Annotated in this window: 30 protein-coding genes, 1 tRNA gene, 2 pseudogenes and 1 riboswitch; of the genes and pseudogenes, 20 read left to right on the forward strand and 13 right to left on the reverse strand. The window is 71.0% G+C overall.

Translation table 11 applies throughout. The annotated features are described in order from the left end of the window. Window positions 1-41: 41 nt before the first annotated feature. Entirely contained in the window at window positions 42-521 is a 480-nt protein-coding gene (locus tag OG553_RS21215) for an SsgA family sporulation/cell division regulator (RefSeq protein WP_405980497.1), read from the reverse strand. A 290-nt stretch (window positions 522-811) separates the two neighbouring features. Between OG553_RS21215 and OG553_RS21220 the strand changes: the two genes are divergently transcribed. Both OG553_RS21220 and OG553_RS21225 read left to right on the forward strand, forming a co-directional pair. Next, window positions 812-2,275 (forward strand): RDD family protein, encoded by a 1,464-nt coding sequence (locus tag OG553_RS21220; RefSeq protein WP_405980498.1) that lies wholly within the window; start codon window positions 812-814, stop codon window positions 2,273-2,275. 158 nt (window positions 2,276-2,433) lie between these two features. Continuing rightward, on the forward strand, window positions 2,434-3,162 hold the full coding sequence (locus OG553_RS21225; RefSeq protein WP_405980499.1) for an RDD family protein: 729 nt from the start codon (window positions 2,434-2,436) through the stop codon (window positions 3,160-3,162). 75 nt (window positions 3,163-3,237) lie between these two features. Here OG553_RS21225 and OG553_RS21230 read toward each other — a convergent pair whose 3' ends face one another. Next, window positions 3,238-3,579 carry a hypothetical protein gene (locus tag OG553_RS21230; protein WP_405980500.1) on the reverse strand — a complete coding sequence of 114 codons (342 nt, stop codon included), beginning with the start codon at window positions 3,577-3,579 and terminating at the stop codon, window positions 3,238-3,240. Between the two features lie 396 nt (window positions 3,580-3,975). On the opposite strand from OG553_RS21230, the gene OG553_RS21235 reads away from it, so the two are divergent. Together OG553_RS21235 and OG553_RS21240 are read left to right on the forward strand one after the other, a co-directional pair. Continuing rightward, on the forward strand, window positions 3,976-6,384 hold the full coding sequence (locus tag OG553_RS21235; protein ID WP_405980501.1) for an immune inhibitor A domain-containing protein: 2,409 nt from the start codon (window positions 3,976-3,978) through the stop codon (window positions 6,382-6,384). A 112-nt stretch (window positions 6,385-6,496) separates the two neighbouring features. Further along, window positions 6,497-6,799, forward strand: a complete 303-nt coding sequence (locus tag OG553_RS21240) for a hypothetical protein (protein WP_042800953.1) — start codon at window positions 6,497-6,499, stop codon at window positions 6,797-6,799. A gap of 6 nt (window positions 6,800-6,805) precedes the next feature. Here the strand turns inward: OG553_RS21240 and OG553_RS21245 are convergent, their stop codons facing one another. Then, the gene (locus tag OG553_RS21245) at window positions 6,806-7,390 is read right to left on the reverse strand and encodes a nicotinamidase (protein WP_405980502.1); all 585 of its coding nucleotides are present in this window, start codon (window positions 7,388-7,390) and stop codon (window positions 6,806-6,808) included. Between the two features lie 124 nt (window positions 7,391-7,514). Further along, window positions 7,515-8,846, reverse strand: coding sequence for a nicotinate phosphoribosyltransferase (locus OG553_RS21250; protein ID WP_405980503.1), 1,332 nt, complete (start codon window positions 8,844-8,846; stop codon window positions 7,515-7,517). Between the two features lie 81 nt (window positions 8,847-8,927). On the opposite strand from OG553_RS21250, the gene clpS reads away from it, so the two are divergent. The 8 genes from clpS to OG553_RS21290 all read left to right on the forward strand — a co-directional run bounded on the left by clpS (window position 8,928) and on the right by OG553_RS21290 (window position 14,337). Further along, on the forward strand, window positions 8,928-9,242 hold the full coding sequence (gene clpS, locus OG553_RS21255) for an ATP-dependent Clp protease adapter ClpS (RefSeq protein WP_405980504.1): 315 nt from the start codon (window positions 8,928-8,930) through the stop codon (window positions 9,240-9,242). Further along, window positions 9,242-9,847, forward strand: coding sequence for a DUF2017 domain-containing protein (locus tag OG553_RS21260; RefSeq protein WP_405980505.1), 606 nt, complete (start codon window positions 9,242-9,244; stop codon window positions 9,845-9,847). The genes clpS and OG553_RS21260 overlap by 1 nt, the downstream gene beginning before the upstream one ends. Window positions 9,848-10,197: 350 nt before the next feature. Further along, window positions 10,198-11,643: an amino acid permease gene (locus OG553_RS21265; RefSeq protein WP_405980506.1), complete on the forward strand. Its 1,446-nt coding sequence runs from the start codon at window positions 10,198-10,200 to the stop codon at window positions 11,641-11,643. A 141-nt stretch (window positions 11,644-11,784) separates the two neighbouring features. Continuing rightward, window positions 11,785-12,207: a Mov34/MPN/PAD-1 family protein gene (locus OG553_RS21270; protein WP_405980507.1), complete on the forward strand. Its 423-nt coding sequence runs from the start codon at window positions 11,785-11,787 to the stop codon at window positions 12,205-12,207. A gap of 77 nt (window positions 12,208-12,284) precedes the next feature. After that, window positions 12,285-12,392, forward strand: coding sequence for a putative leader peptide (locus OG553_RS21275; protein WP_312847437.1), 108 nt, complete (start codon window positions 12,285-12,287; stop codon window positions 12,390-12,392). A gap of 82 nt (window positions 12,393-12,474) precedes the next feature. Next, a complete protein-coding gene (locus OG553_RS21280; RefSeq protein WP_405980508.1) occupies window positions 12,475-12,753 on the forward strand; it encodes a MoaD/ThiS family protein in 279 nt (92 codons plus the stop codon). Continuing rightward, complete coding sequence (locus tag OG553_RS21285; protein ID WP_125816755.1) at window positions 12,753-13,703, forward strand: PLP-dependent cysteine synthase family protein; 951 nt, start codon at window positions 12,753-12,755, stop codon at window positions 13,701-13,703. The genes OG553_RS21280 and OG553_RS21285 overlap by 1 nt, the downstream gene beginning before the upstream one ends. Before the next feature lie 181 nt (window positions 13,704-13,884). Continuing rightward, window positions 13,885-14,337 carry a hypothetical protein gene (locus tag OG553_RS21290; RefSeq protein WP_405980509.1) on the forward strand — a complete coding sequence of 151 codons (453 nt, stop codon included), beginning with the start codon at window positions 13,885-13,887 and terminating at the stop codon, window positions 14,335-14,337. 77 nt (window positions 14,338-14,414) lie between these two features. On the opposite strand, the gene OG553_RS21295 is transcribed toward OG553_RS21290, so the two are convergent. Then, window positions 14,415-14,768, reverse strand: a complete 354-nt coding sequence (locus OG553_RS21295) for a DUF488 domain-containing protein (protein ID WP_405980510.1) — start codon at window positions 14,766-14,768, stop codon at window positions 14,415-14,417. Next, window positions 14,765-15,181, reverse strand: a complete 417-nt coding sequence (locus OG553_RS21300) for a hypothetical protein (RefSeq protein WP_405980511.1) — start codon at window positions 15,179-15,181, stop codon at window positions 14,765-14,767. The genes OG553_RS21295 and OG553_RS21300 overlap by 4 nt, the downstream gene beginning before the upstream one ends. Before the next feature lie 195 nt (window positions 15,182-15,376). On the opposite strand from OG553_RS21300, the gene OG553_RS21305 reads away from it, so the two are divergent. Then, window positions 15,377-16,129 carry an MBL fold metallo-hydrolase gene (locus OG553_RS21305; protein WP_405980512.1) on the forward strand — a complete coding sequence of 251 codons (753 nt, stop codon included), beginning with the start codon at window positions 15,377-15,379 and terminating at the stop codon, window positions 16,127-16,129. Between the two features lie 89 nt (window positions 16,130-16,218). Here the strand turns inward: OG553_RS21305 and OG553_RS21310 are convergent, their stop codons facing one another. Both OG553_RS21310 and OG553_RS21315 read right to left on the reverse strand, forming a co-directional pair. Next, window positions 16,219-17,475: a PTS transporter subunit EIIC gene (locus OG553_RS21310; protein ID WP_405980513.1), complete on the reverse strand. Its 1,257-nt coding sequence runs from the start codon at window positions 17,473-17,475 to the stop codon at window positions 16,219-16,221. Between the two features lie 277 nt (window positions 17,476-17,752). After that, window positions 17,753-19,054, reverse strand: a complete 1,302-nt coding sequence (locus tag OG553_RS21315; protein WP_405980514.1) for a PTS transporter subunit EIIC — start codon at window positions 19,052-19,054, stop codon at window positions 17,753-17,755. Window positions 19,055-19,272: 218 nt separating this feature from the next. On the opposite strand from OG553_RS21315, the pseudogene OG553_RS21320 reads away from it, so the two are divergent. The 4 genes and pseudogenes from OG553_RS21320 to rdgB form a co-directional block, all read left to right on the forward strand. Next, a pseudogene (locus OG553_RS21320) lies at window positions 19,273-19,524 on the forward strand (glucose PTS transporter subunit EIIB); the annotation flags it as partial. Between the two features lie 106 nt (window positions 19,525-19,630). Further along, window positions 19,631-20,365 carry a ribonuclease PH gene (gene rph / locus OG553_RS21325; RefSeq protein ID WP_405980515.1) on the forward strand — a complete coding sequence of 245 codons (735 nt, stop codon included), beginning with the start codon at window positions 19,631-19,633 and terminating at the stop codon, window positions 20,363-20,365. Between the two features lie 99 nt (window positions 20,366-20,464). Next, window positions 20,465-20,860 carry a hypothetical protein gene (locus OG553_RS21330; RefSeq protein ID WP_405980516.1) on the forward strand — a complete coding sequence of 132 codons (396 nt, stop codon included), beginning with the start codon at window positions 20,465-20,467 and terminating at the stop codon, window positions 20,858-20,860. Window positions 20,861-20,867: 7 nt separating this feature from the next. Beyond that, on the forward strand, window positions 20,868-21,470 hold the full coding sequence (rdgB, locus tag OG553_RS21335) for an RdgB/HAM1 family non-canonical purine NTP pyrophosphatase (protein WP_405980517.1): 603 nt from the start codon (window positions 20,868-20,870) through the stop codon (window positions 21,468-21,470). Window positions 21,471-21,523: 53 nt separating this feature from the next. Here rdgB and OG553_RS21340 read toward each other — a convergent pair. From OG553_RS21340 to bcp, 4 genes and pseudogenes are all read right to left on the reverse strand, one after another. After that, window positions 21,524-21,607: transfer RNA gene (locus OG553_RS21340), tRNA-Leu, on the reverse strand. A gap of 73 nt (window positions 21,608-21,680) precedes the next feature. Then, window positions 21,681-22,160, reverse strand: a complete 480-nt coding sequence (locus OG553_RS21345; protein WP_405980518.1) for an HNH endonuclease — start codon at window positions 22,158-22,160, stop codon at window positions 21,681-21,683. Next, window positions 22,157-22,249: pseudogene (locus tag OG553_RS21350) on the reverse strand (HNH endonuclease); the annotation flags it as partial. The pseudogene OG553_RS21350 and the gene OG553_RS21345, both read right to left, overlap by 4 nt. A gap of 101 nt (window positions 22,250-22,350) precedes the next feature. After that, window positions 22,351-22,818 (reverse strand): thioredoxin-dependent thiol peroxidase, encoded by a 468-nt coding sequence (bcp, locus tag OG553_RS21355; protein WP_361597615.1) that lies wholly within the window; start codon window positions 22,816-22,818, stop codon window positions 22,351-22,353. A 116-nt stretch (window positions 22,819-22,934) separates the two neighbouring features. On the opposite strand from bcp, the gene OG553_RS21360 reads away from it, so the two are divergent. The 3 genes from OG553_RS21360 (at window position 22,935) to OG553_RS21370 (ending at window position 24,130) form a co-directional block, all read left to right on the forward strand. Further along, on the forward strand, window positions 22,935-23,252 hold the full coding sequence (locus OG553_RS21360; RefSeq protein WP_405980519.1) for a DUF3618 domain-containing protein: 318 nt from the start codon (window positions 22,935-22,937) through the stop codon (window positions 23,250-23,252). Window positions 23,253-23,309: 57 nt separating this feature from the next. Continuing rightward, window positions 23,310-23,651 (forward strand): co-chaperone GroES, encoded by a 342-nt coding sequence (locus OG553_RS21365; protein ID WP_079427293.1) that lies wholly within the window; start codon window positions 23,310-23,312, stop codon window positions 23,649-23,651. Between the two features lie 53 nt (window positions 23,652-23,704). Continuing rightward, window positions 23,705-23,777: riboswitch (guanidine-III (ykkC-III) riboswitch) on the forward strand. 32 nt (window positions 23,778-23,809) lie between these two features. Beyond that, window positions 23,810-24,130: a multidrug efflux SMR transporter gene (locus OG553_RS21370; protein WP_030158619.1), complete on the forward strand. Its 321-nt coding sequence runs from the start codon at window positions 23,810-23,812 to the stop codon at window positions 24,128-24,130. 14 nt (window positions 24,131-24,144) lie between these two features. Here OG553_RS21370 and OG553_RS21375 read toward each other — a convergent pair whose 3' ends face one another. After that, window positions 24,145-26,574: a transglycosylase domain-containing protein gene (locus OG553_RS21375; protein ID WP_405980520.1), complete on the reverse strand. Its 2,430-nt coding sequence runs from the start codon at window positions 26,572-26,574 to the stop codon at window positions 24,145-24,147. Between the last annotated feature and the right edge of the window lie 161 nt (window positions 26,575-26,735).

The raw sequence follows: 26,735 nt of genomic DNA on the forward strand, positions 1-26,735 counted from the left end.
CTCGGTTCCGGTCTCGGTCCCCGTCCCGGTTTCGGCGCCGGTCACAGGTCACCGTCCGCGGACTCGTCCGAGGGCCACGGGTCGCGCAGCCACAGCTCGTCGGCGGGCGTGGGGGTGAGCAGCACGGCCAGGGCGGCGTCCAGGCCGAGCCGCTCCGCCTCCGTCCCCGGCGGGACCACGCGCAGGGTGCGCTCCAGCCAGGCCGACACCGCGCAGGCCGGGGCCTCCAGGAGGGCGTCGCCGTCGGGGGAGGACAGCGCCATGCACAGGACGGACTGGCTGTCGATCTTCACGGGCCAGATCCGGACGTCTCCGTGGCCGCACGGGCGGAACACGCCCTCGACGAGCAGCTCGCGGGCGAAGGTCCAGTTGACCGGGGTGCTGGAGCCGGTGTGGAAGGTGACGTGGACGGCGTACGGGTCACTCGCGAGGTACAGCAGCTTCGCGGGGACGGGAATGCTGCGCTCGGGGGACAGGACCAGCTTCAGTTCGAGTTCGCGCTCGATGACGGGGTGGTTCATCGCGGCCTCACTTCGGTGCGTTCGTCGGCGGACGCGGGACGGTTCTCGCCCCGCACGAGGAGAGAGCCCGCTCGTGCCCGGGTATGACGCGGTTTTCCGCACCGAATGTCAGGTTGGCCGAAACCTGTCGGCTGACCGGATTCCGTCGGCTGGGGTGAGGGTGGGGCGAGGTTCGCCCGAACGCTTGGAATCTCCCGTTACCGGACCTGCCGGGAGGGGGTTCTTGGCTATGGTCCTCCCCTTGGGTCCTCCCCTGCACAAGCCTCAAGCCACGATCGGAGTTGGGGACATTGACGGCCTCCCCTGGTGACGGAGAGCACGCGGCCCGCGAGGGCTACTACCCCGACCCGTCCATTCCCGGGTACGTCCGGTACTGGAACGGCGCGTCCTGGGTCCCGGGTACGAGCCGTCCCGCCGTTCCCGCTGCCGTCCGGGTGGAGGAGACGGGGCCGGTCTTCCTGGACGAGACCTCGATGACGGAGGCCCTGCGGGACCCGGGCCCGGCCGCCGCTCCGGGCGGGGCATGGGGGTACGGCGCCGAGGCGGCCCCCCGCCCGGGCCCCGGGGCCGGGCACGCCCCCGCCCCGGAGGCGGGGAACCCCGCCGGGCCGGGGGACGGCGGCCGGGGCCGGCCGGACGGGGCCGCACCGGAGGCGGGCCGCGCCCCGGGCGGGTGGCAGGTCGATCCGGTGCACCAGGCCGGCTTCGGCGGGCCCCGCGACGCGCGGGTCTCCTGGGGCGACCCGGCGGAGCCCGAGCCCGCCCGGCCCGCCGGGATCTCCCTCGCCCGGCCCGCGGCCGCCGCCACCGCGCAGCGGCTCCCGGCGCAGGCCGCCGCCGAGAGCGTCGGCATCCTGTCGGCCCGCCCGCCGGCCTGGCCCGACGCCCCGGGCACCGGAGCCTCGGGCCTCACCTCCAGCTGGCCGGAGGCCGCCCCGGAGGCCCCTCAGCAACGCCCGCAGCCCCAGCCGCAGCCCCAGGCCCAGCCGCACCCCGTACGCCGCGCCCCCGAGCCGGAGCACCGGGCCGCCGAGCGCGCCCCCGAGCCGGTACGCGCCCCCGAGCCCGAACCGTGGGACGCCCGGCCGGAGCGCCGTGCCCCCGCGGCGGAGCGCCGTGCCCCCGCGCCGGGGCGGCGGGCCCCCGGGGCGCACGAGGCGGCCGCGCCCCCGCGGTCCCGCGCGGCCGCCCCCACAGCCCCGCCGGAGGCGCCGGAGCGGGCACAGGAGCCGGCGCCGGCCGTCCCGGAGGACAGCCGGGCCGTCTTCGAGCGGATGGCGGAGCGGGCCGTGCGCCCCGCCGGGCTGGGGCGGCGGGGGACGGCACGGCTGCTGGACTCCCTCGTGCACGCCGCCGTCGCCGCGGCCGTCGCGCTGCCCGTCGTACCCCGGGTGACGGCCCATCTGGAGGCGAAGGTCGACGCCGCCCGGGCGGGCGGGCGCACCACCACCGTGTACCTGCTCGACGCCACCACCGCCGGGTACCTGGGCCTCGTGCTCGGTGCCGTACTGCTCTTCGGGGTCCTCTACGAGGCCCTGCCCACCGCCCGTTGGGGCCTCACCCCGGGCAAGAAGCTGCTCGGCGTGCGCGTGCTGGCCGCCGCCACCCTGCGCCCGCCCGGCTTCGGCGCGGCTCTGGGCCGCTGGCTGGTGTACGCCTTCCTGGGGGTGCCGGGCAGCCTGTGGTGCCTGGTGGACCGGCCCCGCCGACGGGCCTGGCACGACCGCGCGGCCGGGACGTTCGTGACCCGCTGAGCGGCCCGCCGCCCGACCGCCGCCCGATGTCTGCCCGACCGCCGCCCGACCGCCCCCCGGCCTCCCCGGCCGGGCCCGCGGGCGCCGCAGCGGAGGCCCGTGCCCCGGACGGACGCGGCCGCGTTGCGGGCCGGACGGCGCCGGGTTCGACTCGGGCCATGAGCACCGACCAGCCGCCGCCGGGCGACCGGCCCGAGGACGACCCGTTCCTCAAGAAGCCCCAGGAGCCGACGCCTCCGTCGGGCGGTTCGCCGTACGGCTCGCCGCCCCCGCCCCCCGGTGGCGGCGGCTACCCCCCTCCGCCGCCCCCGCCCCCCGGCGGCGGCTACCCCCCGCCCCCGTACGGAGGCGGGCCCGGAGACCCGTACGGCGGCGGTGGCGGCTACGGCATGCCCGACCCGCTCGCCGGGATGCCCCCGCTCGCCGACTTCGGCAAGCGGCTCGCCGCCCGCGTGATCGACACGCTGATCGTCGGCGTACCGCTGTTCCTGATCCAACTGCCCTTCGGAACGCGGCGGTACGTCGTGGACACCGACAAGGGCGAGGACGTCACCGAGGTCATCACGAAGTCGTACGGCGGCACCGGCCTGGTGTGGACGCTGATCGCGATCCTCGCGTACGTCGGCTACGACTGGTGGTTCACGAAGAAGAACGGGCAGACCGTAGGCAAGAAGGCGATGGGCCTGCGCGTCGCGATGCTCAACGACGGCAGCGTGCCGCCGTCCGGCCCCGCGCTCGGCCGCGGCGCCGTGCTCTGGGTGCCGACGCTGGTCTGCTGCTTCTGCCTGTGGCCGCTCGCGCTGATCGTCTCGATGCTCGTCGACAAGCCGTACCGGCAGGCGCTCCACGACAAGGTGGCCAAGACGGTGGTGGTCACCTCGACCTGAGCCGGACTCCTTCGTACGAGGGCACGCGCGGGCGGCCGACCCCGGTGGGGGCCGGCCGCCCGCGCCGCTGTCCGGTCAGTGGTGGACGGGGTGGTCCGCAGGGGCCGTCCGGGGCTCGGGCACCCGGGAGGCACCCGCCCCCGCCGCCGCCCCGCCCCGCCCGGCGGAACCGCCCGCCGAACCCCCGGCCGCGTCCCCGGCCGCCGCCTGCGCCCCGCCCCGCCGGGCCGCGTGCCGGCCCCGCCGCCGCGGCAGCGGCACGGTGAGCGCGACGAGCAGCCCCAGGGCGAGGGCGGCGGCGGAGATGACGGCGACTCCGATCCCGGTGCTCGTCTGCGAGAGCAGCAGCATGGCGATCGTCGACACGACGACGGTGGCGGAGCCGTAGGCGAGCTGTGCGGCAGTCGGACGCGGCATGGCGTTTTCCGTCCTCAAGGCGTGGAGGGGGGAGTCGCATCGACAGATCGCGCACGCGTCAAGTGACTCCCGTGAGGGATGCCCGGACGGAGCAACAGGTAAGCGTGACCTTACCCACGGTGTCGGGGCACGGAGGGGCGCACGGCGTCGCACGACCGGTCGCGGGACCCGATATCCGGAGCCCTTCGCCCCGGATGAGCCCGTATGGCGACGGAACGTCCGAATAGCGGAACTCGCTGACCGCATAGTGCAGTTGTAAGGAAGAAGTCAAGGTCTGTCTTTTCTTTAGACTCTCCGGTCAAATGTCGTCACTTGAGACGCGCGCCGCGCGGAACCCCCCACTCCTACGGAGATGTTCCGACCCACGTCGCGGCCGCGGGAGGGGAACGACATCAAGTGACCGGTAACTCCACCAGGCGTCGCGCGCTGCGCGCCGCCGCCGTCGGCGTGACCCTGGCCGCCACCGCGGCATCGGGCGCCTTCTTCACCACGGCCCAGGCCACCACCGCGTGGGGCAACGCCCCGGCCGCGGACAAGCAGGACCCGAGCTCCCCCGCGAAGGAGCAGGTCCAGCACAACCTGGAGACCCCGTTCAGCAAGCAGAACGCGCAGGCGCGTGAAGCGGCCCTTGACCAGGTGCTGGCGGGCAAGAAGAACGTCGAGCAGCGCGGGGCCTCGAAGGTCGTCAAGCTCGACGACAAGAAGTACGTCGAGCTGGGCCGCGAGAAGACCGACAAGATCTTCACGATCCTCGTCGAGTTCGGCGACCAGGTCGACAACACGACCATGTTCGACCCGGACGGCCCCGGCCCGCAGCCGGCCGAGCCGAAGTACGGCGGCACCCCCGGTCCGCTGCACAACACGATCGCGCAGCCCGACCGCGCGAACAACAACAGCACGGCCTGGCGCAAGGACTTCAGCCGCGACTACTTCCAGGACCTGTACTTCGGTACGGGCCAGGGCAAGGACTCGCTGAAGACCTACTACGAGAAGACCTCCTCGGGCCGCTACTCGGTCGAGGGCGAGGTCGCCGACTGGGTCAAGGTCCCGTACAACGAGGCCCGTTACGGCTCGAACTGGTGCAAGCAGACCAACTGCTCCAACGTGTGGGACACCGTCCGCGACGGCGTCACCGCGTGGACCGAGGCCCAGAAGAAGGCCGGCAAGACCGACGCCCAGATCAAGGCCCAGCTGGCGCAGTACGACCAGTGGGACCGCAACGACTTCGACGGCGACGGCAACTTCAACGAGCCCGACGGCTACATCGACCACTTCCAGATCGTCCACGCGGGCGAGGACGAGTCGGCCGGCGGCGGCGCGCAGGGCAAGAACGCGCTGTGGGCGCACCGCTGGTACGCGTACGGCACCGACCTGGGCAAGACCGGCCCGGAGAACAACAAGGCCGGCGGCACCCAGATCGGCAACACCGGCATCTGGGTCGGCGACTACACGATGCAGCCGGAGAACGGCGGCCTCGGCGTCTTCGCGCACGAGTACGGCCACGACCTCGGTCTGCCGGACCTCTACGACACCTCCGGTGGCGGCGAGAACTCGGTCGGCTTCTGGTCCCTGATGTCGGCGGGCTCCTGGCTCGGCAACGGCAAGGACTCCATAGGCGACCTCCCGGGCGACATGACCGCCTGGGACAAGCTCCAGCTGGGCTGGCTGAACTACGACACGGCCAAGGCCGCGACGAAGTCCACCCACAAGCTGGGCGTCTCGGAGTACAACACCAAGGACAAGCAGGCGCTGGTCGTCGAGCTGCCGAAGAAGCAGGTCAAGACCGACATCGTCGCTCCCGCCGAGGGCTCCTCGCAGTGGTGGAGCCAGATGGGTGACGACCTCAAGAACACCCTGACCCGCTCGGTCGACCTGACGGGCAAGAAGTCCGCCGCCCTCTCCCTCAAGGGCTGGTGGGACATCGAGGCCGACTACGACTTCCTCTACACCGAGGTGTCCACGGACGGCGGCGCCACCTGGCACGCGCTGGCCGGCACCGCCGACGGCGCGGCCATCCCGGCCGACGCCTCCGGCAGCCCGTCGCTGACCGGCACCTCCGGCGCCTGGAAGTCCCTGAACTTCCCGCTGGACGCCTACGCGGGCAAGAAGGTCGACCTCCGCTTCCGCTACCAGACGGACGGCGGCGCGGGCGGCAAGGGCTTCACGGCCGACGCCGTCACCCTGACCGCGGACGGCGCCACGCTGTTCGCCGACGGCGCCGAGAACGGCGACAACGGCTGGACCGGCAAGGGCTTCGAGCGCATCGGCGGGGGCTTCACCAAGGAGTACCCGCAGTACTACATCGCCGAGAACCGCCGCTACGTCTCGTACGACTCCACCCTCAAGGTGGGCCCGTACAACTTCGGCTGGACCAACACCAAGCCGGGCTGGGTCGAGCACTACCCGTACCAGGACGGCCTGCTGATCTGGCTGTGGGACAAGTCCCAGAAGGACAACAACACCAGCCAGCACCCGGGCCAGGGCCTGATCCTGCCGGTCGACGCCAACGCCAAGCCGATGAAGTGGTCGGACGGCACCCTGCTGCGCAACAAGATCCAGCCGTACGACGCCACCTTCAGCGCGTACTCGACGGACGCGTTCACCCTGCACAACAAGGGCGAGTCGCTCTTCGTCAAGCCGAAGCCCGCGAACCTGGTCTTCGACGACCACAAGGGCAAGTACTACTACGACGAGAACCCGACCGGTTCGGTGAAGGTCACTGACACCAACACCAAGATCAAGATCGCGAAGGAGACCTACGACGGTCTCCAGATGACGATCGAGGTCGGCCCCGCCGCCAAGTAATTCGGTAAAGCCGCAGGTCAAAGCATGATCGGCCGTCGCCCTCTAGCGGGCGGCGGCCGATCGCGTTTAGATGCGGGGACGACTGTTCTTATTGACGGGGGAGCTGAGGATCATGCCCGGTGGAGGTTTCGTCAGATTGCCAGGCGGCAGCGTGGTGGTCGCGCTCACGCTGCCGAGGCCGTCCGGCGACGGCGGCGACGTGCGCGTGCTGGTGCACGCCGTGAACCGGGCCCGCGCCCTGACCAGGCTGCGGAACCTCGGGATGCGGGCCGTGTACCTGAGGGGCAACGCGCAGCCCCCCACCCCGGACGAGATCACCGCCGTCCTGCACCACCCCGACGGCCTCCTGTGGCGCGGCGCCCCGGACCCGGGGCAGGAGCTCTGGCACCCGATCCGCGCCCTCCTGGGCGGCTGAGGGGGCTCAGCCGCCCACGAGGGTGACCCCGGCCGCCCGGAGCTCCTCCAGCGCCTTCTCGGTGGTGTGGGGGGCCACGGCGGCCGTCAGGTCCAGCAGCACGCGGGTGGTGAAGCCGGCGCGGGCGGCGTCGACGGCGGTGGCCTTCACGCAGTGGTCGGTGGCGATGCCGACCACGTCGACCTCGCTCACGTGCCGCTCGCGCAGCCACTCGGCGAGGCCCCGGCCGTTCTCGTCGGCGCCCTCGAAACCGCTGTACGCGGCCTCGTGGGCACCCTTGTCGAAGACGGCGGCGACCGCCCCGGAGGCGACGGCGGGGGCGAAGTTCGGGTGGAACCCGACGCCCTCGGTCCCGGCGACGCAGTGCACCGGCCAGGAGGTCTCGTAGTCCGGCTCGGCCGGGGGCCGCGCGAAGTGCGACCCGGGGTCGACGTGGTGGTCCCGAGTCGCCACCACGTGCCGGTAGCCGGCGGTGCTCTGCCCGATCAGCTCCGTGATCGCGGCGGCGACGTCGGCCCCGCCGGTGACCGCGAGGCTGCCGCCTTCGCAGAAGTCGTTCTGTACGTCGACGACGATCAGTGCGCGGTGCATGTCGCGTGTCCTTAGCGTTGGCGTCTGTGGTTCGGTCGGCGGGGCCCCGCGGTGCCTCTTCCCCCGTTCGGCCCCGTCCCGAAACGGGACGGGGCCGACGGACGGTGCGCGTCTAGGCCACGGCCTAGGAAGGGGTCTCGGTCGGGATCACGGCCTCGCCCCGCGAGAGCTGCGTCGCCGAGAGCGGGAGCCCCGCCCGCGCCGCCCGGTGGCGGTCTCGCGCGGCCTCCAGCGGCTCGCGGGCCACCACCTCGCCCCCCTTCACCAGCTGCACCAGCAGCTGCGAGTCGGCGAGCGCGGCCGGCACCGGCCCGGTGCCGACGACCTCGGCCTCCGCGACCCCCTCGGAGTCCCGCCGGCGCGCCGCCCACTTGCGGCCGCCGACGGACGTCTTGCCGCCCGAGGACTTCTTCGCCACCGGTACCAGCGGCGCCTTCGGGTCCGCCGAGGCGGCCCGCGCGACCAGCTTGTAGACCATCGAGCACGTCGGGTGCCCGCTGCCGGTCACCAGCTGGGTGCCCACCCCGTACGCGTCCACCGGCGCCGCCGCCAGCGAGGCGATGGCGTACTCGTCGAGGTCGGAGGTGACCACGATCCGGGTGCCCGTCGCGCCCAGCTCGTCCAGCTGCTGCCGCACCCGGTGCGCGACGAGCAGCAGGTCCCCGGAGTCGATCCGGACCGCGCCCAGGTCCGTCCCGGCGACCTCCACCGCGGTCCGCACGGCCTCCGCGACGTCGTACGTGTCCACCAGCAGGGTGGTCCCGCCGCCGAGCGAGGCCACCTGCGCGGTGAAGGCGTCGCGCTCGCTGTCGTGGACGAGGGTGAAGGCGTGCGCGCTGGTCCCGACCGTCGGGATCCCGTACCGGAAGCCGGCGGCGAGGTCGGAGGTGGAGGTGAAGCCGCCGACGTACGCGGCCCGCGAGGCGGCGACCGCCGCCAGCTCGTGCGTCCGGCGCGCCCCCATCTCGATCAGCGGGCGCTCGCCCGCCGCCGAGGCCATCCGGGAGGCGGCCGCGGCGATCGCGGAGTCGTGGTTGAGGATGGAGAGGACGACCGTCTCCAGCAGCACGCATTCGGCGAAGCTGCCCTCGACCCGCAGGACCGGCGATCCGGGGAAGTAGACCTCCCCCTCCGGGTAGCCCCAGATGTCACCCGAGAAGCGGTACGACGCCAGCCAGTCCAGCGTCCGCATGTCGACGACGGCCCGCTCCCGCAGGAACTCCAGTACCGCGCCGTCGAACCGGAAGTTCTCCACGGCGTCCAGGACGCGCCCGGTACCGGCCACCACCCCGTAGCGCCGCCCCTCGGGCAGCCGCCGGGTGAAGACCTCGAAGACCGAGCGGCGTTCGGCGGTGCCGTTCGCCAGGGCGGCCTGCAGCATCGTCAGCTCGTAGTGATCCGTGAAGAGCGCTGTCGACGGCACGTCCACCGGCAGGCCCAGGTCCGCAGGGTTCATGTCACGGATGCTAGCGCACATCTCGTCAAAGTGACGAGATGTAGGGGCCTGTTTGTGCGACCGGCACGTCACAGTGGCAGCATGGGACGGGTGAGTGTTGCTCCCATTGAGATCGAACGCACCGAATCGGCCGAAGAGACCTTCGCGGTCCCCGAACCCGACGTCCCGTGGGTGACCCTGGTGCACAACGACCCGGTCAACCTCATGAGCTACGTGACGTACGTGTTCCAGGCGTACTTCGGATACCCCAAGGACAAGGCGACCAGGCTGATGATGGACGTCCACAACAAGGGCAGGGCGGTCGTCTCCAGCGGCACGCGCGAGGAAATGGAGCGCGACGTGCAGGCCATGCACGGCTACGGGCTCTGGGCGACCCTCTCGCAGGACCGCAACTGATGGGCGGCGTGTTCGAGCCCCTGAAGGGCGGCGGGGCCGCGGTGGCCCTGGACGAGATCGAGATCTCCATCCTGCGCTCGCTGGCCGTGCAGCTGCTGGAGCTGATCGGCCCCGGCGAGCCGGAGCCCGAGCCGGACGCCGACCCCCTCGCCGTGCTGTTCGCCGCCTCCGACGGCCCCACCGAGCCCCCGGCCGACCCGGCGCTCGCCCGGCTCTTCCCCGACGCCTACGGGGCCCCCGGCGGCCCCGGCTCCGGGGAGGACCCCGAGGAGCTGCGGGCCCGCTCGGCGGAGTTCCGCCGGTTCACCGAGAACGACCTGCGCACCCGCAAGCGGGAGGACGCGCTGGCCGTCGTGCGCAGCCTCGACTCCCTCGCCCCGGCCGGCGACGGCGCGGCGGTGCTGGAGCTGACCGGCGAGCTGCCGCTGCGCTGGCTCGGGGCGCTCAACGACCTCCGGCTGACCATCGCGGCCCGGCTGGACATCACCGAGGACGACGAGAGCGCGGTGCTCTTCCGGCTCCCGGACGACGACCCGCGCAAGCCGATGGTGATGGCGTACCTCTGGCTCGGCGGCCTCCAGGAGACGCTCATCGAGACCCTCTGAGGGCCCCCGCCGCGGGGCCGTCCGCTCCGCGGATGTCAAGGACGCGTGAGCGTTCGCTCAGCGGACGCTCAAATCCGGATAACGATCAGATCACCGCCATGCGGTGATCTGACGCTTTTCCGCCGCCATGTCCTGATATTGACGTGCCCTGCGCCACTTTTCCGCCCTTCTCCCGCCCGCGGGCACGTGATAGATCTTCACGACCGCCGACGGGACGCCACCCATGTCCCCCGGCCCGCTTGAACCGGCTGACCGCCGGCGTGCAACTCCATCCGTATCCGGGGGGATCGAGGAACCCGATCCGCAGCCGTTCGAGGCGCGGGTCGGCGTGGAGAAAGGCGCACCAAGACATGACCTCTGTGCAGGTCGAGCAGAACGACAGGACGCCCGGCGAGGGCGGTCAGGGCGAGGGCGACGGGGAGGGTTACCACCGGGCGCTCGGAGCCCGCCAGATCCAGATGATCGCGATCGGCGGAGCCATCGGCACCGGCCTCTTCCTGGGCGCGGGCAAGGCGATCTCCAAGGCCGGACCGAGTCTGATCCTGGCCTACGCCATCGCCGGACTGGTCATCTTCTTCATCATGCGGGCCCTGGGCGAACTGCTCATGTACCGGCCCGTGTCCGGTTCCTTCTCGGACTACGCCCGCGAGTTCCTGGGCCCGTTCTGGGGCTACGCGACCGGCTGGACCTACTGGCTGTTCTGGGTGGTCACCGGCATCACCGAGGTCACCGCCGCCGCGAAGTACATGTCGTACTGGACGAACGACAGCTTCCCGCAATGGGCGTACGCGCTGATCTTCACCGTGATCCTCTACGCCGCCAACCTGATCTCCGTGAAGCTCTTCGGCGAGCTGGAGTTCTGGTTCTCCATGGTCAAGGTCACCGCCATCGTCGGCATGATCCTGATCTGCGCCGGCATCCTCACGATCGGCTTCTCCGACGCCGCCGCGACCGCCTCCGTCTCCAACCTCTGGAACGACCGGGGCTTCTTCCCCAACGGCATCGGCGAGACGCTGATGACCCTGCAGATCGTGATGTTCGCCTTCCTCGCGGTCGAGCTGGTCGGCGTCACCGCCGGCGAGTCCAAGGACCCCGCGAAGACGCTGCCCAAGGCCATCAACACCGTGCCGTGGCGCATCGCAGTCTTCTACGTCGGCGCGCTCATCATGATCATGTCGGTCATCCCGTGGTCCAACTTCAAGGCCGGCGAGAGCCCCTTCGTCCTCGCCTTCGAGAAGATGGGCCTCGGCATCGGCGCCGCCATCGTCAACTTCGTGGTGCTGACCGCCGCCCTGTCCTCCTGCAACTCGGGCATGTACTCCACCGGCCGCATGCTGCGCGACCTCGCGCTCAACGGCCAGGGACCCAGGTTCTTCACCAAGCTCACGAAGAACGGCACCCCGCTCGCCGGCACCACCTTCTCCGCCGCGCTGATGCTGGTGGGCGTCTGGATCAACTACGTCGCCCCGGGCAAGGCCTTCGACTACGTGGTCTCCTTCGCCACCATCTCCGGCATGTGGGCCTGGGTCATGATCCTGGTCTGCCAGATCCGCTACCGCGCCAAGGCCGACCGCGGCGAGCTGCCCCAGTCCGCCTTCCGCGCCCCCGGCGCCCCGTGGACCAGCTGGTTCGCCCTGCTCTTCATCGGCATGGTCATCGTGATGATGGGTGTCGACAAGGACTCCCGCGTCTCGCTGTACTGCGCCCCGCTGTGGGGCCTGATCCTGGGCGTCTCCTACCTCGTCCTGAAGGCCCGCAACCCGCAGGGCGCCGCCTTCAACAAGGTCACCCGCTGACCCGCTGAACGCGGTTCCCGGCCGCCTGCCGCGGCCGGGAACCCGCCCCCGGGCCCCGCGCCCAGGGCGGCGTGTCCACCATTCGGGCCCTCCCGTACCAGCCCTCGGTACGGGAGGGCCCGTCTGCTTATCCTGTGGCTCATGCTGACCCTCACCCAGGCCCTGTACGACCAGATCGTCGAGCACGCCCGCAAGGACCACCCGGACGAGGCGTGCGGCGTCGTGGCCGGCCCGGCGGGCACCGGCCGCCCCGAGCGGTTCATCCCGATGCTCAACGCGGCCCGGTCGCCCACGTTCTACGAGTTCGACTCGAAGGATCTGCTCAAGCTCTACCGCGAGCTCGACGACCGGGACGAGGAGCCCGTGATCGTCTACCACTCGCACACCGCCACCGAGGCCTACCCCTCGCGCACCGACGTGACGTACGCGAACGAGCCCGGCGCGCACTACGTCCTCGTCTCCACGGCCGACCAGGACGGCCTCGGCGAGTTCCAGTTCCGCTCCTACCGGATCGTCGAAGGCGTGATCACGGAGGAAGAAGTGCAGGTCGTAGCCGCCTACTGACCACCATGTGAGCCGACGGCGTCCACGATGCGGGATCACACTCCAAACACGGGACCGGGAATCGTTAACATGACCGCATGGTTTCCCACGACGTGAGCATCGAGACGCCCGGCAGGCTGCTGCTCGTGGCGCGGCTGCACGTCGACCTGTGCCGCCTCGCCAGCGCCATCTGTCCTGCCGTCTGAGCACCGGGCCCCTTCCGCGCGGGGGCTGCACGAACGCGCGCCCGCACACCTCTTCGCCCCCTTCACGACACTGGAGCCTGCCATGGCCATCGAGGTCCGCATCCCGACCATCCTCCGCACCTACACCGACGGCGAGAAGGCCGTGAACGGCGAGGGCGCCACCCTCTCCGAGCTGTTCGCGGACCTGGAGAGCCGTCACAAGGGCATCGAGGCGCGCCTCCTGGAGGACGGCAAGCTGCGCCGCTTCGTGAACGTCTACCTCAACGACGAGGACGTCCGCTTCATCGACGGCATCGCCACCGCCCTCAAGGACGGCGACAGCGTCACCATCCTCCCGGCCGTGGCCGGCGGCTCGAAGTAATGCGCTACGACTCCCCGCTCGCGGCGGTCGGCAACACCCCGCTCGTGCGCCTGCCCCGGCTGTCCCCCTCGGAGGACGTCCGGATCTGGGCCAAGCTGGAGGACCGCAACCCGACCGGCTCGATCAAGGACCGCCCCGCGCTCCACATGGTCGAGCAGGCGGAGAAGGACGGCCGCCTGTACCCCGGCTGCACCATCCTGGAGCCCACCTCCGGCAACACGGGCATCTCGCTCGCCATGGCCGCGAAGCTCAAGGGCTACCGGATCGTGTGCGTGATGCCGGAGAACACCTCGCAGGAGCGCCGCGACCTTCTCGCGATGTGGGGAGCCGAGATCATCCCGTCGCCGGCCGCGGGCGGCTCGAACACCGCCGTGCGCGTGGCGAAGGAACTGGCCGAGCAGAACCCCTCCTGGGTGATGCTCTACCAGTACGGCAACCCGGACAACGCGGGCGCCCACTACGCCACCACCGGCCCGGAGATCCTCGCCGACCTCCCGTCCATCACCCACTTCGTGGCGGGCCTCGGCACCACCGGCACCCTCATGGGCGTCGGCCGCTACCTCCGCGAGAACGTGCCCGGAGTGAAGATCGTCGCCGCCGAGCCGCGCTACGACGACCTCGTCTACGGCCTGCGCAACCTCGACGAGGGCTTCGTACCCGAGCTGTACGACGCCTCGGTGCTCACCACCCGCTACTCGGTGGGCTCGGCCGACGCGGTGACCCGCACCCGCGAACTCCTCCAGCAGGAGGGCATCTTCGCGGGCGTCTCCACCGGAGCCGCGCTGCACGCTGCGATCGGCGTGGGCCGCAAGGCGGTCGCGGCCGGGGAGTCCGCCGACATCGTCTTCGTCGTGGCCGACGGCGGCTGGAAGTACCTGTCGACCGGCGTCTACACGGCGGCGACGACCGAAGAGGCCATCGAGGTCCTCCAGGGACAGCTCTGGGCCTGAGGCCCCGCCGCGCGCCGCGCGCGGCCCCACGAACGCCCCGGAGCCGGGGGACGCGCGCCGTCGTCCCCCGGCTCCGCGCGTCCCCCGGGATTCACCCGTTCGGCCCGCACGGGTCGCCCGGCCGGAAGCGCTCCCGCACGCTCGGAACGACCGGTTTCCCAGCAGCAGGAAGGTCGTCGACATGACCACCACCCCGGGCGGAAAGACCCCCTCGGCGCCTGTCGGTGCTCCTGGCCAGGGACGGGGCTCATCGAACGCGTGGGCCGGCGGGGGCGTGATCTTCGCCGGCGTCCTGATGGCGGTCGGCGGCGTCGTCAGCGTCTTCGAAGGCATCGCGGCCCTCGCCAAGGACGACATCTACGTCCCCATCGGCGACTACACCTTCAAGTTCAACCTCACCTCGTGGGGCTGGATCCACATCATCCTCGGCGTGATCGTCTTCATCGTCGGCGTCGCGATCCTCAAGGGCCTCCACTGGGGCCGCATCGCCGGTGTGGTCGTGGCCGCCCTCTCGGTCCTCGCGCACTTCCTGTGGCTGCCCTACCAGCCACTGTGGGGGCTCGTCTCGATCGCCTTCGGCGTCTTCGTCATCTGGGCCCTGTGCACGGACGACCGCACCCACACGGTGGTCTGACGCCCGCCCCGCGCCCCCGGCCCCGTCCGCCGCGCCCGCCGTACCCCGCCGGGCGCGGCGGTGCGCGGCCGGCCGGGTCAGCCCCCGCCGCCCAGCAGCTCCGCGATCACCGCCGCGTGGCTGTGGTCCGGGTCCTTGACCGCCGTCAGCAGGGTCAGCGGGCCCGCCGCCGCCAGCTCCCGCAGCCGGGCCAGGCCCTCCAGCGCCCCCGGGGACGCCAGCTCCGCCTCGTACCTCCGCCGGAACTCCTCGGGCGAACCTCCCGCGTGGAACCACTTCCGCAGCTCCGCCGACGGGGTCACCGCCCGCGGCCACTGCTCCACCGCGGCCGCCTCCTTCGACAGCCCGCGCGGCCACAGCCGGTCCACGAGGACCCGTACGCCGTCGGCCCCCGGCTCCGGGGGATCGTAGACACGCCGCAGCCGGATCACTCCGCACCGCCTCCCAGCCCCTTGGCCTCGTCCCACAGCACCGGGTCCAGTGTCCCCACCGGCGTGCGGAACTCCCACAGCGACACCTCCTCGGGCCGGTCCGCCTCCAGGAAACCGCCCCGCCCGTGCCACCCGGCCATCCCCGGCGGCACCGGGATCACCCCGGCCCGCCGGTCGTCGTACTTCCCGGCGATCCAGGCCACCCGCGCCCGCTCCCGGTTCGCCCGTACGGCCAGCACCAGGCAGGTCCGGCCGTCCGCCAGCCGCCACAGCTCACCCGGCCGCACGCGCGGCGGCGGCGCCGGCCCGTGGGGCGGCGGTGCGACCGCCACCGCCGTGGCCCGCCGGGGGAGCAGCACCACCACCGCCACGGCGACCGCCGCCAGTACGGCGGGCCACCACGACGTGTCCATATTCCGACCGTAGCCGCGCACCGGGCCCCCGGCGCGGCAACGCCCGTGCCCCCTGTCGCTCCCCTGGGTGACAGCACAGGTGATTCCCCCCACAACGGCCCGCCGCGGAGGAGCGACCGGAGGTTTCGCGCCTTACGCTCGACCCACGCACGGCCCGCATTCCGTCCACGGACCGTCCCCGGAGGTTCACGCTCCATGAAGCTCACCGTCGTCGGCTGTTCGGGGTCCTTCCCGGCCGCGGATTCGGCATGTTCGAGCTATCTCGTCGAGGCCGACGGCTTCCGGCTGCTCCTCGACATGGGCAACGGCTCCCTCGGCGCCCTCCAGCGCCACTGCGGTCTCTACGACCTCGACGCGATCTTCCTGAGCCACCTGCACGCCGACCACTGCATCGACATGTGCGCGTACTTCGTGGCCCGCTACTACCGGCACGAGGGCGGCCGCTGCGGAACCATCCCGGTCTACGGTCCCGAGGGCACCGAGCAGCGCCTGACCACGGCGTACGAGGACGTCCCGGACGAGCGGTCGATGAGCGAGGTCTTCGACTTCCGCACCCTGAAGTCCGCCGTCTTCGAGATCGGCCCGTTCACCGTCCGCACCGAGAAGGTCTGCCACCCGGTCGAGTCGTACGGCATCCGCGTCGAGCACGGCGGGCGCGTGCTGGCGTACTCGGGCGACACCGGGGTCTGCCCCGAGCTGGGGACGCTGGCGGAGGGCGCCGACCTGTTCCTGTGCGAGGCCTCCTTCACGCACGGCAAGGAGGACATCCCGGACCTCCACCTCAACGGCCGGGAGGCCGGCGAGTACGCGCGCGACGGCCGGGTCGGACGGCTCGTGCTGACGCACATCCCGCCGTGGACGGACGCCGCGCAGAACCTGGCGGACGCCCGCGCGGTCTACGACGGCCGCGTCGACCTCGCGCACGCGGGCGCCGTGTACGAGGTCTGACCCCGGGCAGTCCCGGACACGACGGAGCCCCCGCCCTCCCTTCCGGGAGAGCGGGGGCTCCGTCGCGTAGTTGCCGCCTACGAAACTCGTTACTTGGCCTCGGCCTTCGCCAGCTCGGCGAGCTCCTCGTCGGACTCGCGGCCCGGCGTGGGGAGGTTCCACTTGATGATCGCGAAGCGGAAGATCGCGTAGTAGAGGGCCGCGAAGCACAGGCCCACCAGGACGAGCATCCACGGCTTGGTCGCGATGCCGAGGTTCAGGAAGAAGTCGATCGCGCCGGCCGAGAAGCCGAAGCCGTCCTTCATGCCGAGCGCCCAGGTCAGGGCCATGGACACACCGGTCAGGACCGCGTGGACCGCGTACAGCACCGGGGCGATGAACATGAAGGTGAACTCGATCGGCTCGGTCACGCCGGTGACGAACGCGGTGAGCGCGAGGGAGAACATCATGCCGCCGACGACCTTGCGGCGCTCGGGGCGGGCGCAGTGGACGATCGCGAGGCAGGCCGCCGGGAGGGCGAACATCATGATCGGGAAGAAGCCGGTCATGAACTGTCCGGCGCTCGGGTCGCCGGCGAGGAAGCGGCCGATGTCGCCGCTCTTGCCGTTGTACTCGCCCGCCTGGAACCACGGGAAGGAGTTGAGCAGGTGGTGCATGCCGACCGGGATCAGCGCACGGTTGGCGACGCCGAAGATGCCCGCGCCGACGGCGCCGGAGCCGACCAGCCACTCGCCGAAGCCGTGGATGCCCTTGCCGAGGACCGGCCAGATCAGACCGAAGACGATGCCGATGAACAGACCCGCGAAGGCGGAGAGGATCGGGACGAGACGGCGGCCGCCGAAGAAGCCCGCCCAGTCGGGCAGCTTGGTCCGGTAGAACTTCTGGTAGAGCAGGGCGACGACGATGCCCATCACGACACCGCCGAGGACCTTGGCGTCCACGGGCGCCTCGACCATGACGATCTTGCCGTCGGCCACCTTGGCGATCTTCGGCAGGCTCGGGTCGGTGAAGGTGGCGAGCACCTTCTGGAAGACCAGGTAACCGGTGACGGCGGCCAGGGCCGTCGAGCCGTCGGCCTTCTTGGCGAAACCGATCGCGATGCCGACGGCGAACAGCAGCGCCATGTTGCCGATGATCGCGTCACCACCGGCCGCCATGTAGGTGGCGATCTTGTTGATGAAGTCCGGCAGCGACGCCTTGCCGAGCATGTCGTCCTGGCCGAGGCGGATGAGCAGAGCGCCGGCCGGCAGCACGGCAACGGGGAGCATGAGGCTCCGGCCGATGCGCTGCATGACGGCCATCACGCCAGCGCCCTTCTTCTTCTCCGCAGCGGTCGCTGTGGACATGGGTTCCTCCAGTGGACAAGGCGCTGCCTGGGGACATGGAAAATGGGGGTGGCGGCGTCTCGGAAGTGGGGGACCAATGGCTGCTCGGCAGCTGCATGGTCTACACCATTGGGTGGTGTAGACCAGTTGTAGCACGGTCGGGGTTAGATAAGGAACCTTCGATTTTGTGTGGCCTGCGCCACAGGACGAAGGGCCTCCGGATCGTTGGATCCGAAGGCCCTGGCCTTGTGTCACAAGGGGCACTGCACGGCGCTGCGCGGCACTGCGCCTCGCCGTGCTACGCCTTGGTGTTCTCCGCCTGCATCGCGGCGATCTCCTCGTCCGACTCCCGCCCCGGCGTCGGGATGTTCCACCGCGTGATCGCGAACCGGAACACCACGTAGTAGACCACCGCGAACCCCAGCCCGATCGGCACGATCAGCCACGGCTTCGTCGCCAGCCCCCAGTTGATGACGTAGTCGATCAGACCGGCCGAGAAACTGAACCCGTCGTGCACCCCCAGCGCCCACGTCACCGCCATCGACACGCCCGTCAGCACCGCGTGGATCACGTACAGCGCCGGCGCCACGAACAGGAACGAGTACTCCAGCGGCTCCGTGATCCCCGTGACGAACGAGGTCAGGCCCACCGACAGCATCAGCCCGCCCACCTCCTTGCGCCGCTGCGGCTTCGCACAGTGCGTGATCGCCAGCGCCGCCGCCGGAAGGGCGAACATCATGATGGGGAAGAACCCGGACAGGAACAGCCCCGCGTCCGGGTCACCCGCCAGGAACATGTTGATGTCGCCGTGCACCGTCGCCCCGTCCGGCTTCGTGTAACTGCCGAACTGGAACCACACCGGCACGTTCAGGAACTGGTGCAGGCCGATCACCAGCAGCGCCCGGTTCGCCACGCCGAAGATGCCCGCACCCCAGGCACCCAGACCCACCAGCCAGTCCGAGAAGCTCTCCAGCGCGTCACCGACCGGCGGCCAGACCCACAGGCACAGCACCGCGAACGCGATCGCCACGAACGACATGATGATCGGCACCAGCCGCCGCCCGTTGAAGAACCCCAGCCAGTCCACCAGCTTCACCCGGTGGTACCGCTGCCAGAACCAGGCCGCCAGCAGCCCCATCACGATCCCGCCGAACACCCCCGGGTTCTGGTACGCGTACCCCGCGAACGTGTCCGTCGGCGTCAGACAGCCGCCCCCGATGTCCTTCGTCCCCGACGGGCACGGCTTCGGGAACGCGTGCAGCACCCCCCGGTACACCAGGAACCCCGCCACCGCCGCCAGCGCCGTCGAACCGTCCGCCTTCTTCGCCATGCCGATCGCGACACCCACGCAGAACAGCAGCGGCAGGCCCAGGTCCGCGTCCAGCAGCGCACCGCCCGCCCCCGCCATCACCTTCGCGACCGCGCTCCAGTCCAGACCGTCCTTGCCGAACACGTCCGGCTGCCCGAGCCGGTTCAGGATGCCCGCCGCCGGCAGCACGGCGATCGGCAGCTGAAGACTGCGCCCCATCTTCTGCAGGCCCTGGAACAACCCGTTCCACCGCTGACCGCGCGGCACCTCCGCCGCACTGCTCGCGCTCATCCGCGTCCTCCCTCGACCGGCCCGTTTTGGCAGTCGCAGTACGTGCGGCACACTGGTGTAGACCAGTTGTGGGCAGGCTGCTGCTGATCGTCATCCTTCGACAGGCGTCCGGCTCGCGCTCGCGCAGATAGGCCAACCGTGAGCAACGTGAGCTAACGTGACGAACAGGACGCAGCGGGTAGCCGGCCGGCCACGGCCGCAGAGACTCGTCCTTCGAAACACTCAGGGAGAAACACATGGCCACCAAGGCTGAGAAGATCGTCGCCGGGCTCGGCGGCATCGACAACATCGAAGAGGTCGAGGGCTGCATCACCCGCCTGCGCACCGAGGTCGCCGACCCCTCCCTCGTCGACGAAGCCGCCCTCAAGGCCGCCGGCGCCCACGGCGTCGTCAAGATGGGCACCGCCATCCAGGTCGTCATCGGCACCGACGCCGACCCGATCGCCGGCGAGATCGAAGACATGATGTGAGCTGAGCCCCCGGCTCACCACACCCCACCAGGGCAGTACGAGGACCCCGTACCGGGCACACCGGACGGGGTCCACGCGTACCCCCGCACCGACTAGGCTCACAGCCATGTCTCGCATCGACGGCCGCACGCCCGAACAGCTCCGCCCGGTCACCATCGAACGCGGATGGAGCAAGCACGCCGAGGGCTCCGTCCTCATCTCCTTCGGAGACACCAAGGTCTTCTGCACCGCCTCCTTCACCGAAGGCGTCCCGCGCTGGCGCAAGGGCAGCGGCGAAGGCTGGGTCACCTCCGAGTACTCGATGCTGCCCCGCTCCACCAACACCCGCGGCGACCGCGAATCCGTCCGCGGCAAGATCGGCGGCCGCACCCACGAGATCTCCCGCCTGATCGGCCGCTCGCTGCGCGCCGTCATCGACTACAAGGCCCTCGGCGAGAACACCATCGTCCTGGACTGCGACGTCCTCCAGGCCGACGGCGGCACCCGCACCGCCGCCATCACCGGTGCCTACGTCGCCCTCGCCGACGCCATCGCCTGGGGCCAGCAGAAGAAGCACATCAAGGCCGGCCGCAAGCCCCTGACCGGCACCGTCGCCGCCGTCTCCGTCGGCATCGTCGACGGCGTCCCCCTCCTCGACCTCTGCTACGAGGAGGACGTCCGCGCCGAGACCGACATGAACGTCGTCTGCACCGGCGACGGCCGCTTCGTCGAGGTCCAGGGCACCGCCGAGGGCGAACCCTTCGACCGCAAGGAACTCAACGCCCTCCTCGACCTCGCCGCCGGCGGCTGCGCCGACCTGGAAGCCCTCCAGCTCGGCGCCCTGGACCTCCAGGTCCCCTAGCAACCGCCGGACGCGGGCACGCGTTTACGCGGGTACGGGCGCACGGTCTCACGACCGTGCGCCCGTCCACGCATCCGAGCCTTTCCGGGGGACCGATCCATGAAGCCGAACAAGCCCAAGCAGCGCATCGCCGCGGTCGCCCTGGCGGCGGCCCTCACCATCCCGGCACTCACCGCCTGCGACGCCATCTCCACCGCCATGGACTGCGCCAACACCGCCGTCGCCATAGCGGACAGCGTCAACAATCTCCAGCAGGCCGTCTCCAACGCGGGCAACAGCATCCAGGACACCCAGAACGCGCTCGACCAGATCGACACCAACCTCAAGAACATCAAGGACACGACCGGCAACGCCGACCTCGGCAAGGCCGTCGACTCCATGAGCACGGCCGTCAAGAACGTCCGCACCGCCGTCAACAACGGCGACACCACCCCCGACGTCAAGCCGATCGCCGACGCCGCCGCCGAGATCTCCAAGGTCTGCACCCCGGGATAATGGGGGCATGACCCGCCTGATCCTCGCGACCCGCAACGCGGGCAAAGTCACCGAACTCCGCGCCATCCTGTCCGCCGCCGGCCTGCCGCACGAGCTGGTCGGCGCGGACGCGTACCCCGAGATCCCGGACGTCAAGGAAACCGGCGTCACCTTCGCCGAGAACGCCCTCCTCAAGGCGCACGCCCTCGCGCGGGCCACCGGCCACCCCGCCATCGCCGACGACTCCGGCCTGTGCGTCGACGTCCTGAACGGCGCCCCCGGCATCTTCTCCGCCCGCTGGGCCGGCGCCCACGGCGACGACCGCGCCAACCTGGACCTCCTGCTGGCGCAGCTGGGCGACATCGCCGACGAACACCGGGGCGCCCACTTCTTCTGCGCGGCCGCCCTCGCACTCCCCGACGGCACCGAACGCGTCGTCGAGGGCCGCCTCCTGGGCACCCTCCGCCACACCCCGGCGGGCGGCGGCGGCTTCGGCTACGACCCGATCCTCCAGCCCCTGGGCGAAACCCGCACCTGCGCGGAACTGACGGCGGACGAGAAGAACGCCATCTCCCACCGGGGCCAGGCCTTCCGCGGCCTGATCCCGGTCCTGCGGGAACTGCTGGGCTGACGCACCTTCATGCCGAAGGCCCCGCACGGTTTGCGTGCGGGGCCTTCGATGTGTGCGGCCGGAGGGACTCGAACCCTCAAGGGATTTCTCCCACAACTACCTAAAAGTTGCGTGTAGGCCAATTCCACCACGGCCGCCCAAACCAGACATTCGCCCAGTCGGCTGCGGCTAGTCTACGGCGGTTCCGTCAGATGGGGCGACCGACTTGCGTCACCGTCCACCGCGACACCAGGTGTCCGTAATCGCGTGGCAGTTGGGGCACAGCAGCCGGAGGTTTCCGATCCTGTCGTCACTCCGGTCGCCGTTGACGTGGTCCACCTCCAAGGTCATGGGGAGCCCGATCCATTCGGGTGGAGCGCCGCACTCGGCGCAGCGCTCGGGCGCGCCCGCCTCGCGGAGGGCGCGGCGCAGCTGCGCGGTCTTCGTGCGCCGCCCGTCTTCGCGCTTGACGAGGATCTCGTCAGCGGATCGCGGCGGGCAGGTGCCGGGTTTGCCGCGCTGATGGGCCTGCCCCAGGAAGTGCGCTGTCGAGAGCCCTTCCTCGCGGATCCAGCGCTTCAGCCTCTCGTTGAGTGTTCCGTTCGCCGGGAGGTCGAGCAGGCTCAGGGTTCCGGACAGCGAGACCGATGCGGCCACGGCCTCCCGCAGTGCCGTACCCGAGGGCCTCGGGTGGTAGGTGCGCGTGCTCACTGCCGCCGCCCCTTTGCGCGTCCTCGGTAGGTGTCCGTGGTGGAGTGGCAGTTTGGGCAGAGGAAGCGCAGGTTCTCGCGGCGGTTGTCATGCGGGCTAACCGATCAGCATCACGGGAGGTTACGTGCGATAAACGGAAAGTCCCGCACCACTTGGGGTGCGGGACTTCGCGGGGCAGGGCCGGGTGGGGTCAGATGCCCAGGTCCTTGATGATCTTCGCAACGTGACCGGTGGCCTTGACGTTGTAGAAGGCGTGCTCGACCTTGCCCTCCTCGTCCACGACCACCGTGGAGCGGATGACCCCGGTGACCGTCTTGCCGTACAGCTTCTTCTCGCCGAACGCGCCGTACGCCGTCAGGGTCTCCTTCTCCGGGTCCCCGACCAGGGTGACCTTCAGGTGCTCCTGCTCGCGGAACTTCGCGAGCTTCTCCGGCTTGTCCGGGGAGACGCCGATGACGTCGTAGCCGGCCGTGGCCAGGGCGTCCAGGTTGTCCGTGAAGTCGCAGGCCTGCTTGGTGCAGCCCGGCGTCAGGGCCGCCGGGTAGAAGTACACGATCACCTTGCGGCCCTTGTGGTCGGCCAGCGAGACCTCGTTGCCGTCCGCGTCGGGCAGGGTGAAGGCGGGGGCGATGTCGCCCGGCTGGAGTCGCTCGCTCATGTCAGTGCTCTCCTCGGGAGGGGATCCGTACGGCATGAGCCTAAGCTGACTTAGCTGACAGACTGTCCATGACGGATCAAGCCCACAGACGACGAAACGACGACGGAGGCAGCGCGGTGCCGGAAGCCAGGACCCCCGCACAGATCGAGGCGGACATCGTCCGCCGCCGCGAGCAGCTCGCCGAGACGCTCGACGAGATCGGCGTGCGCATGCACCCGCAGACGATCATCGGGGACGCGAAGGCCCGGGTCGCCTCGGCGGTGGACCACACGGCCGGCCGCGCCTTCGTCGCCGTGAACCGGCTCGTCACCGACGTGAAGGACGGCCTGCGCCACGAGGACGGCGCCCCGCGCTTCGAGCGGATCCTGCCGGTCGCGCTCCTCGCCGTCGGCGTGGTCGGACTGCTCGTGGCCTCCTCGCGCCGCAAGCGGTGACCACCCGGTGACGACCCTCCGGCTCACAGCGCGGGCGGCGGCAGGTAGGTTCGGGTCGTGAGCGAGAACACCACCCACGACAAGCTGCCCATCCGCATGCTCCACGACCGCGTGCTCGTGAAGTCCGACACGCCCGAGGGCGAGCGGCGCTCGGGCGGCGGCATCCTGATCCCGGCGACGGCCGCGGTGGGCAAGCGGCTCGCCTGGGCCGAGGTGGTCGCGGTCGGGCAGAACGTCCGCAGCGTCGAGCCGGGCGACCGCGTGCTGTACGACCCCGAGGACCGCGCCGAGGTCGAGGTGCGCGGGGCGACGTACGTGCTGATGCGCGAGCGGGACCTGCACGCGGTGGCCGCGGAGCGGCTGGAGGGGTCGAAGGACTCCACCGGGCTGTACCTCTGAGATCCGGGCACGCGCAAGGGCCGGTGACCGTCGTCACCGGCCCTTGCGCGTGCCCTTTGCTACGGTGGAGCGGAACCCCCGACGAGACGCGCCGTACCGGGTAGCAGGACGCAAAGACGACGCACCCCGTTTCCGCTCTCGTCCCGGAGGTGCCTGTCATGGCCTGGGTTCTTCTTCTCGTCGCCGGTCTCCTTGAGGTCGGCTGGTCGATCGGCATGAAGTTCACGGAGGGCTTCACCCGGCTCTGGCCGTCCGTGTTCACGGGTGCCGGCATCGTCGCGAGCATGGTGCTGCTGTCGTACGCGGCCAAGACCCTGCCCATCGGTACGGCGTACGGCGTGTGGGTGGGCATCGGCGCGGCCGGGGCGGCCGTGCTCGGGATGGCGGTGCTGGGGGAGCCCGTCACCGCCGCCCGGATCTTCTTCATCTGCCTGCTGCTGGTCGCGGTGGTGGGGCTGAAGGCCACCTCCGGGCACTGACCGGGCCTGCGGGCCTACTCCAGGAACTGTGAGGGCGGGCGGCGGCGGCCCTGGGTGGTGCCGCCCTGGGTCTGGCCTCCGGTGGTTTCGCCGCCGGTGGTCTGGCCGCCCGTCGTCTCGCCTCCGGTGGTCTGACCCCCGTTCGTCTGCCCGCCCGTCGTCTCACCGCCGGTGGTCTGGCCTCCGTTCGTCTGGCCCCCGTTGGTCTGCCCGCCCGTCGTTTCGCCGCCCGTGGTCTGGCCCCCGTTGGTCTGGCCGCCGTTCGGCGGGCCCGGCGGGGTGGGCGGGCCCGGCGGGGTAGGCCGGTCGGGGCGCTGCCACGGCGGGCGGGTTCCGTCGGGCTGCTGCGGGCTGGTCGGCTGGACCGGCGGGGGCGGCGGGAGCTGGGCCGCGCCGGGCTGGAGCTCCAGGTCGAAGTCCTCCGGGTCCGTGGCCTCCAGGGCCGCCTTCGTGTACGCCGCCCAGATCCGGGCGGGGTAGCCGCCGCCGCCGAGGCGGGCCTCGCCGAGCGCCCCGTACAGGGACTGGAGGGTGCCGGTGTCCGGGTCCTGGCCCATCACCGAGACCACCGTGACGAGGTCCGGGGTGTACGCCGCGAACCAGGCCGCCCGGTCCAGCTCGGCGGTGCCCGTCTTGCCTGCGGCGGGGTGCCCGGCGGCCAGGGCCTCCGTACCGGTGCCGTTGTCGACGACGCTGACCAGCATGGACGTGGTCGTGTCGGCGGCCTCGCGGGGGACGGCCTGGCGGGGGGTGCGGTCGGGGAGGTGGACGTCGTCGCCGTCCTTGGAGATCTTCTCCAGGAAGGTGTACGGGGTGTACCGGCCGTGGTCGGCGAGGGTCGCGTAGGCCTGGGTCATGTCCACGACGCTGGCCTGCATGGTGCCGAGGGCCATGGCCGGGCCGACGACGAAGTTCGGGGTGTTCTCGGGGATGCCGAGGTCGATGGCGGTCCGCTTGACCTTCTCGGTGCCGACGTCCACGACCATCTGGGCGAAGACGGTGTTGACGGAGAGGTCGGTGGCGGTGTTGACGGTGATGTCCCCGTACGACTGCTGGCCCTCGTTCTCGGGGGCGTAGGGGATCCGGGTGCCGACGACGCGGCGCTTGTTGTCGCCGTTGTAGATGGTGTTCGGGGTGATCCGGCGGCCGTCCTGGGTGCGGGAGTCGTTCTGGACGGCGGAGGCGAAGACGAACGGCTTGAAGGTGGAGGCGACCTGGTAGTCGTGCCGGGTCGCGTTGTTCACGTACTGCTTGGTGTAGTCGATGCCGCCGTACATGGCGACGATCTTGCCGGTGGCCGGGTCGATGGAGGCCCCGCCGGCCCGGACCACGCGGTCCGCAGGGCGCGCCTCGGGGTCGAGCTTGTCCATCAGCTGCTTCTGGACGGCGTCGACGAAGGCGGTCTGGCGGCGCTTGTCGATGGTGGTGGTGATCCGGTAGCCGCCCTCGGCGAGGGTCTTCTCGTCGAGGATCTTGTGCTCGGCGATGTAGTCCTTGACCGCCTCGACGAGGTAGCCGCGCTGGCCGGACAGGCCGGCGGCCGCGCGGACCTTGCCGGGCTCGGGGAACTGGGCGGCGGCCCGTTCCGCGGGGGTCATCCACTTCTTCTTGACCATGCCGTCGAGGACGTAGTTCCAGCGGGCGACGGCGCGGTCGCGGCTCTGGGGGTGGGAGACGACGTCGAAGGCGCTGGGGGAGTTGAGGAGGGTGGCGAGGTAGGCGCCCTCGGCGGGGGTCAGCTTGTTGACGTCCTTGCCGTAGTAGGCCTGGGAGGCGGCCTGGATGCCGTAGGCGTTGCGGCCGAAGTAACTGGTGTTCAGGTACCCCTCCAGGATGTAGTCCTTCGACTTCTCGCGACCGAGTTTGATCGCGATGAAGAACTCCTTGACCTTCCGTTTGATCGTCTGTTCCTGGCCCAGGTAGTAGTTCTTGACGTACTGCTGGGTGATGGTCGAACCGGACTGCGTGCCCTTGCCGGTCGCCGTGTTCCATGCGGCCCGGACCATCGCCTTCGGGTCCACCGCCCGTTCGGAGTAGAAGTCCCGGTCCTCGGCGGCCAGTACGGCCTCCTGGACGCCCCGGGGGACCTGGGAAAGCGGGACGTTGACGCGGTTGACCTCGCCGTCGCGGGCGAGCTGGGAGCCGTCGGCGTAGAGGTACACGTTGGACTGGGCGGTGGCGGCGGCGTTGGCCGGCGGGATGTCGACCAGCAGGTACCCGGCGACGAGCGCGCCGCAGACCAGCAGGGCGGCCAGCAGCAGGGTGCCGGCGACCATGCGCCAGGTGGGGACGAAGCGGCGCCATCCGGTGCGTCGTCGGGCTTTGGGCCCGGTGCTTCCGGCGCTTCCGGTGCTTCCGGCTGGGCGCGGACTCGGGGCGGCCGGTGTGCCGGGGGTGTCGGGGTCGCGAGGGGGCCAGCCGGGGGGTGGTGACTGGTCGCTCATCTCCGGGGCTCCTCGTGACCGTGGGAAATATCCACATTTTTACCTCATGCTGTCCGGATGGACTGGCGTAAAACGGTCGCGTGGCTCGCCCCTCCGCACTAAGCTCGCGCGCTTTGGCCGAAGTGGGTCCGACGGCTCCGGCTGACGTGGGAACGATGTGG

It is taken from the genome of Streptomyces sp. NBC_00158, from assembly GCF_045160885.1.
Lineage (GTDB): Bacteria > Actinomycetota > Actinomycetes > Streptomycetales > Streptomycetaceae > Streptomyces.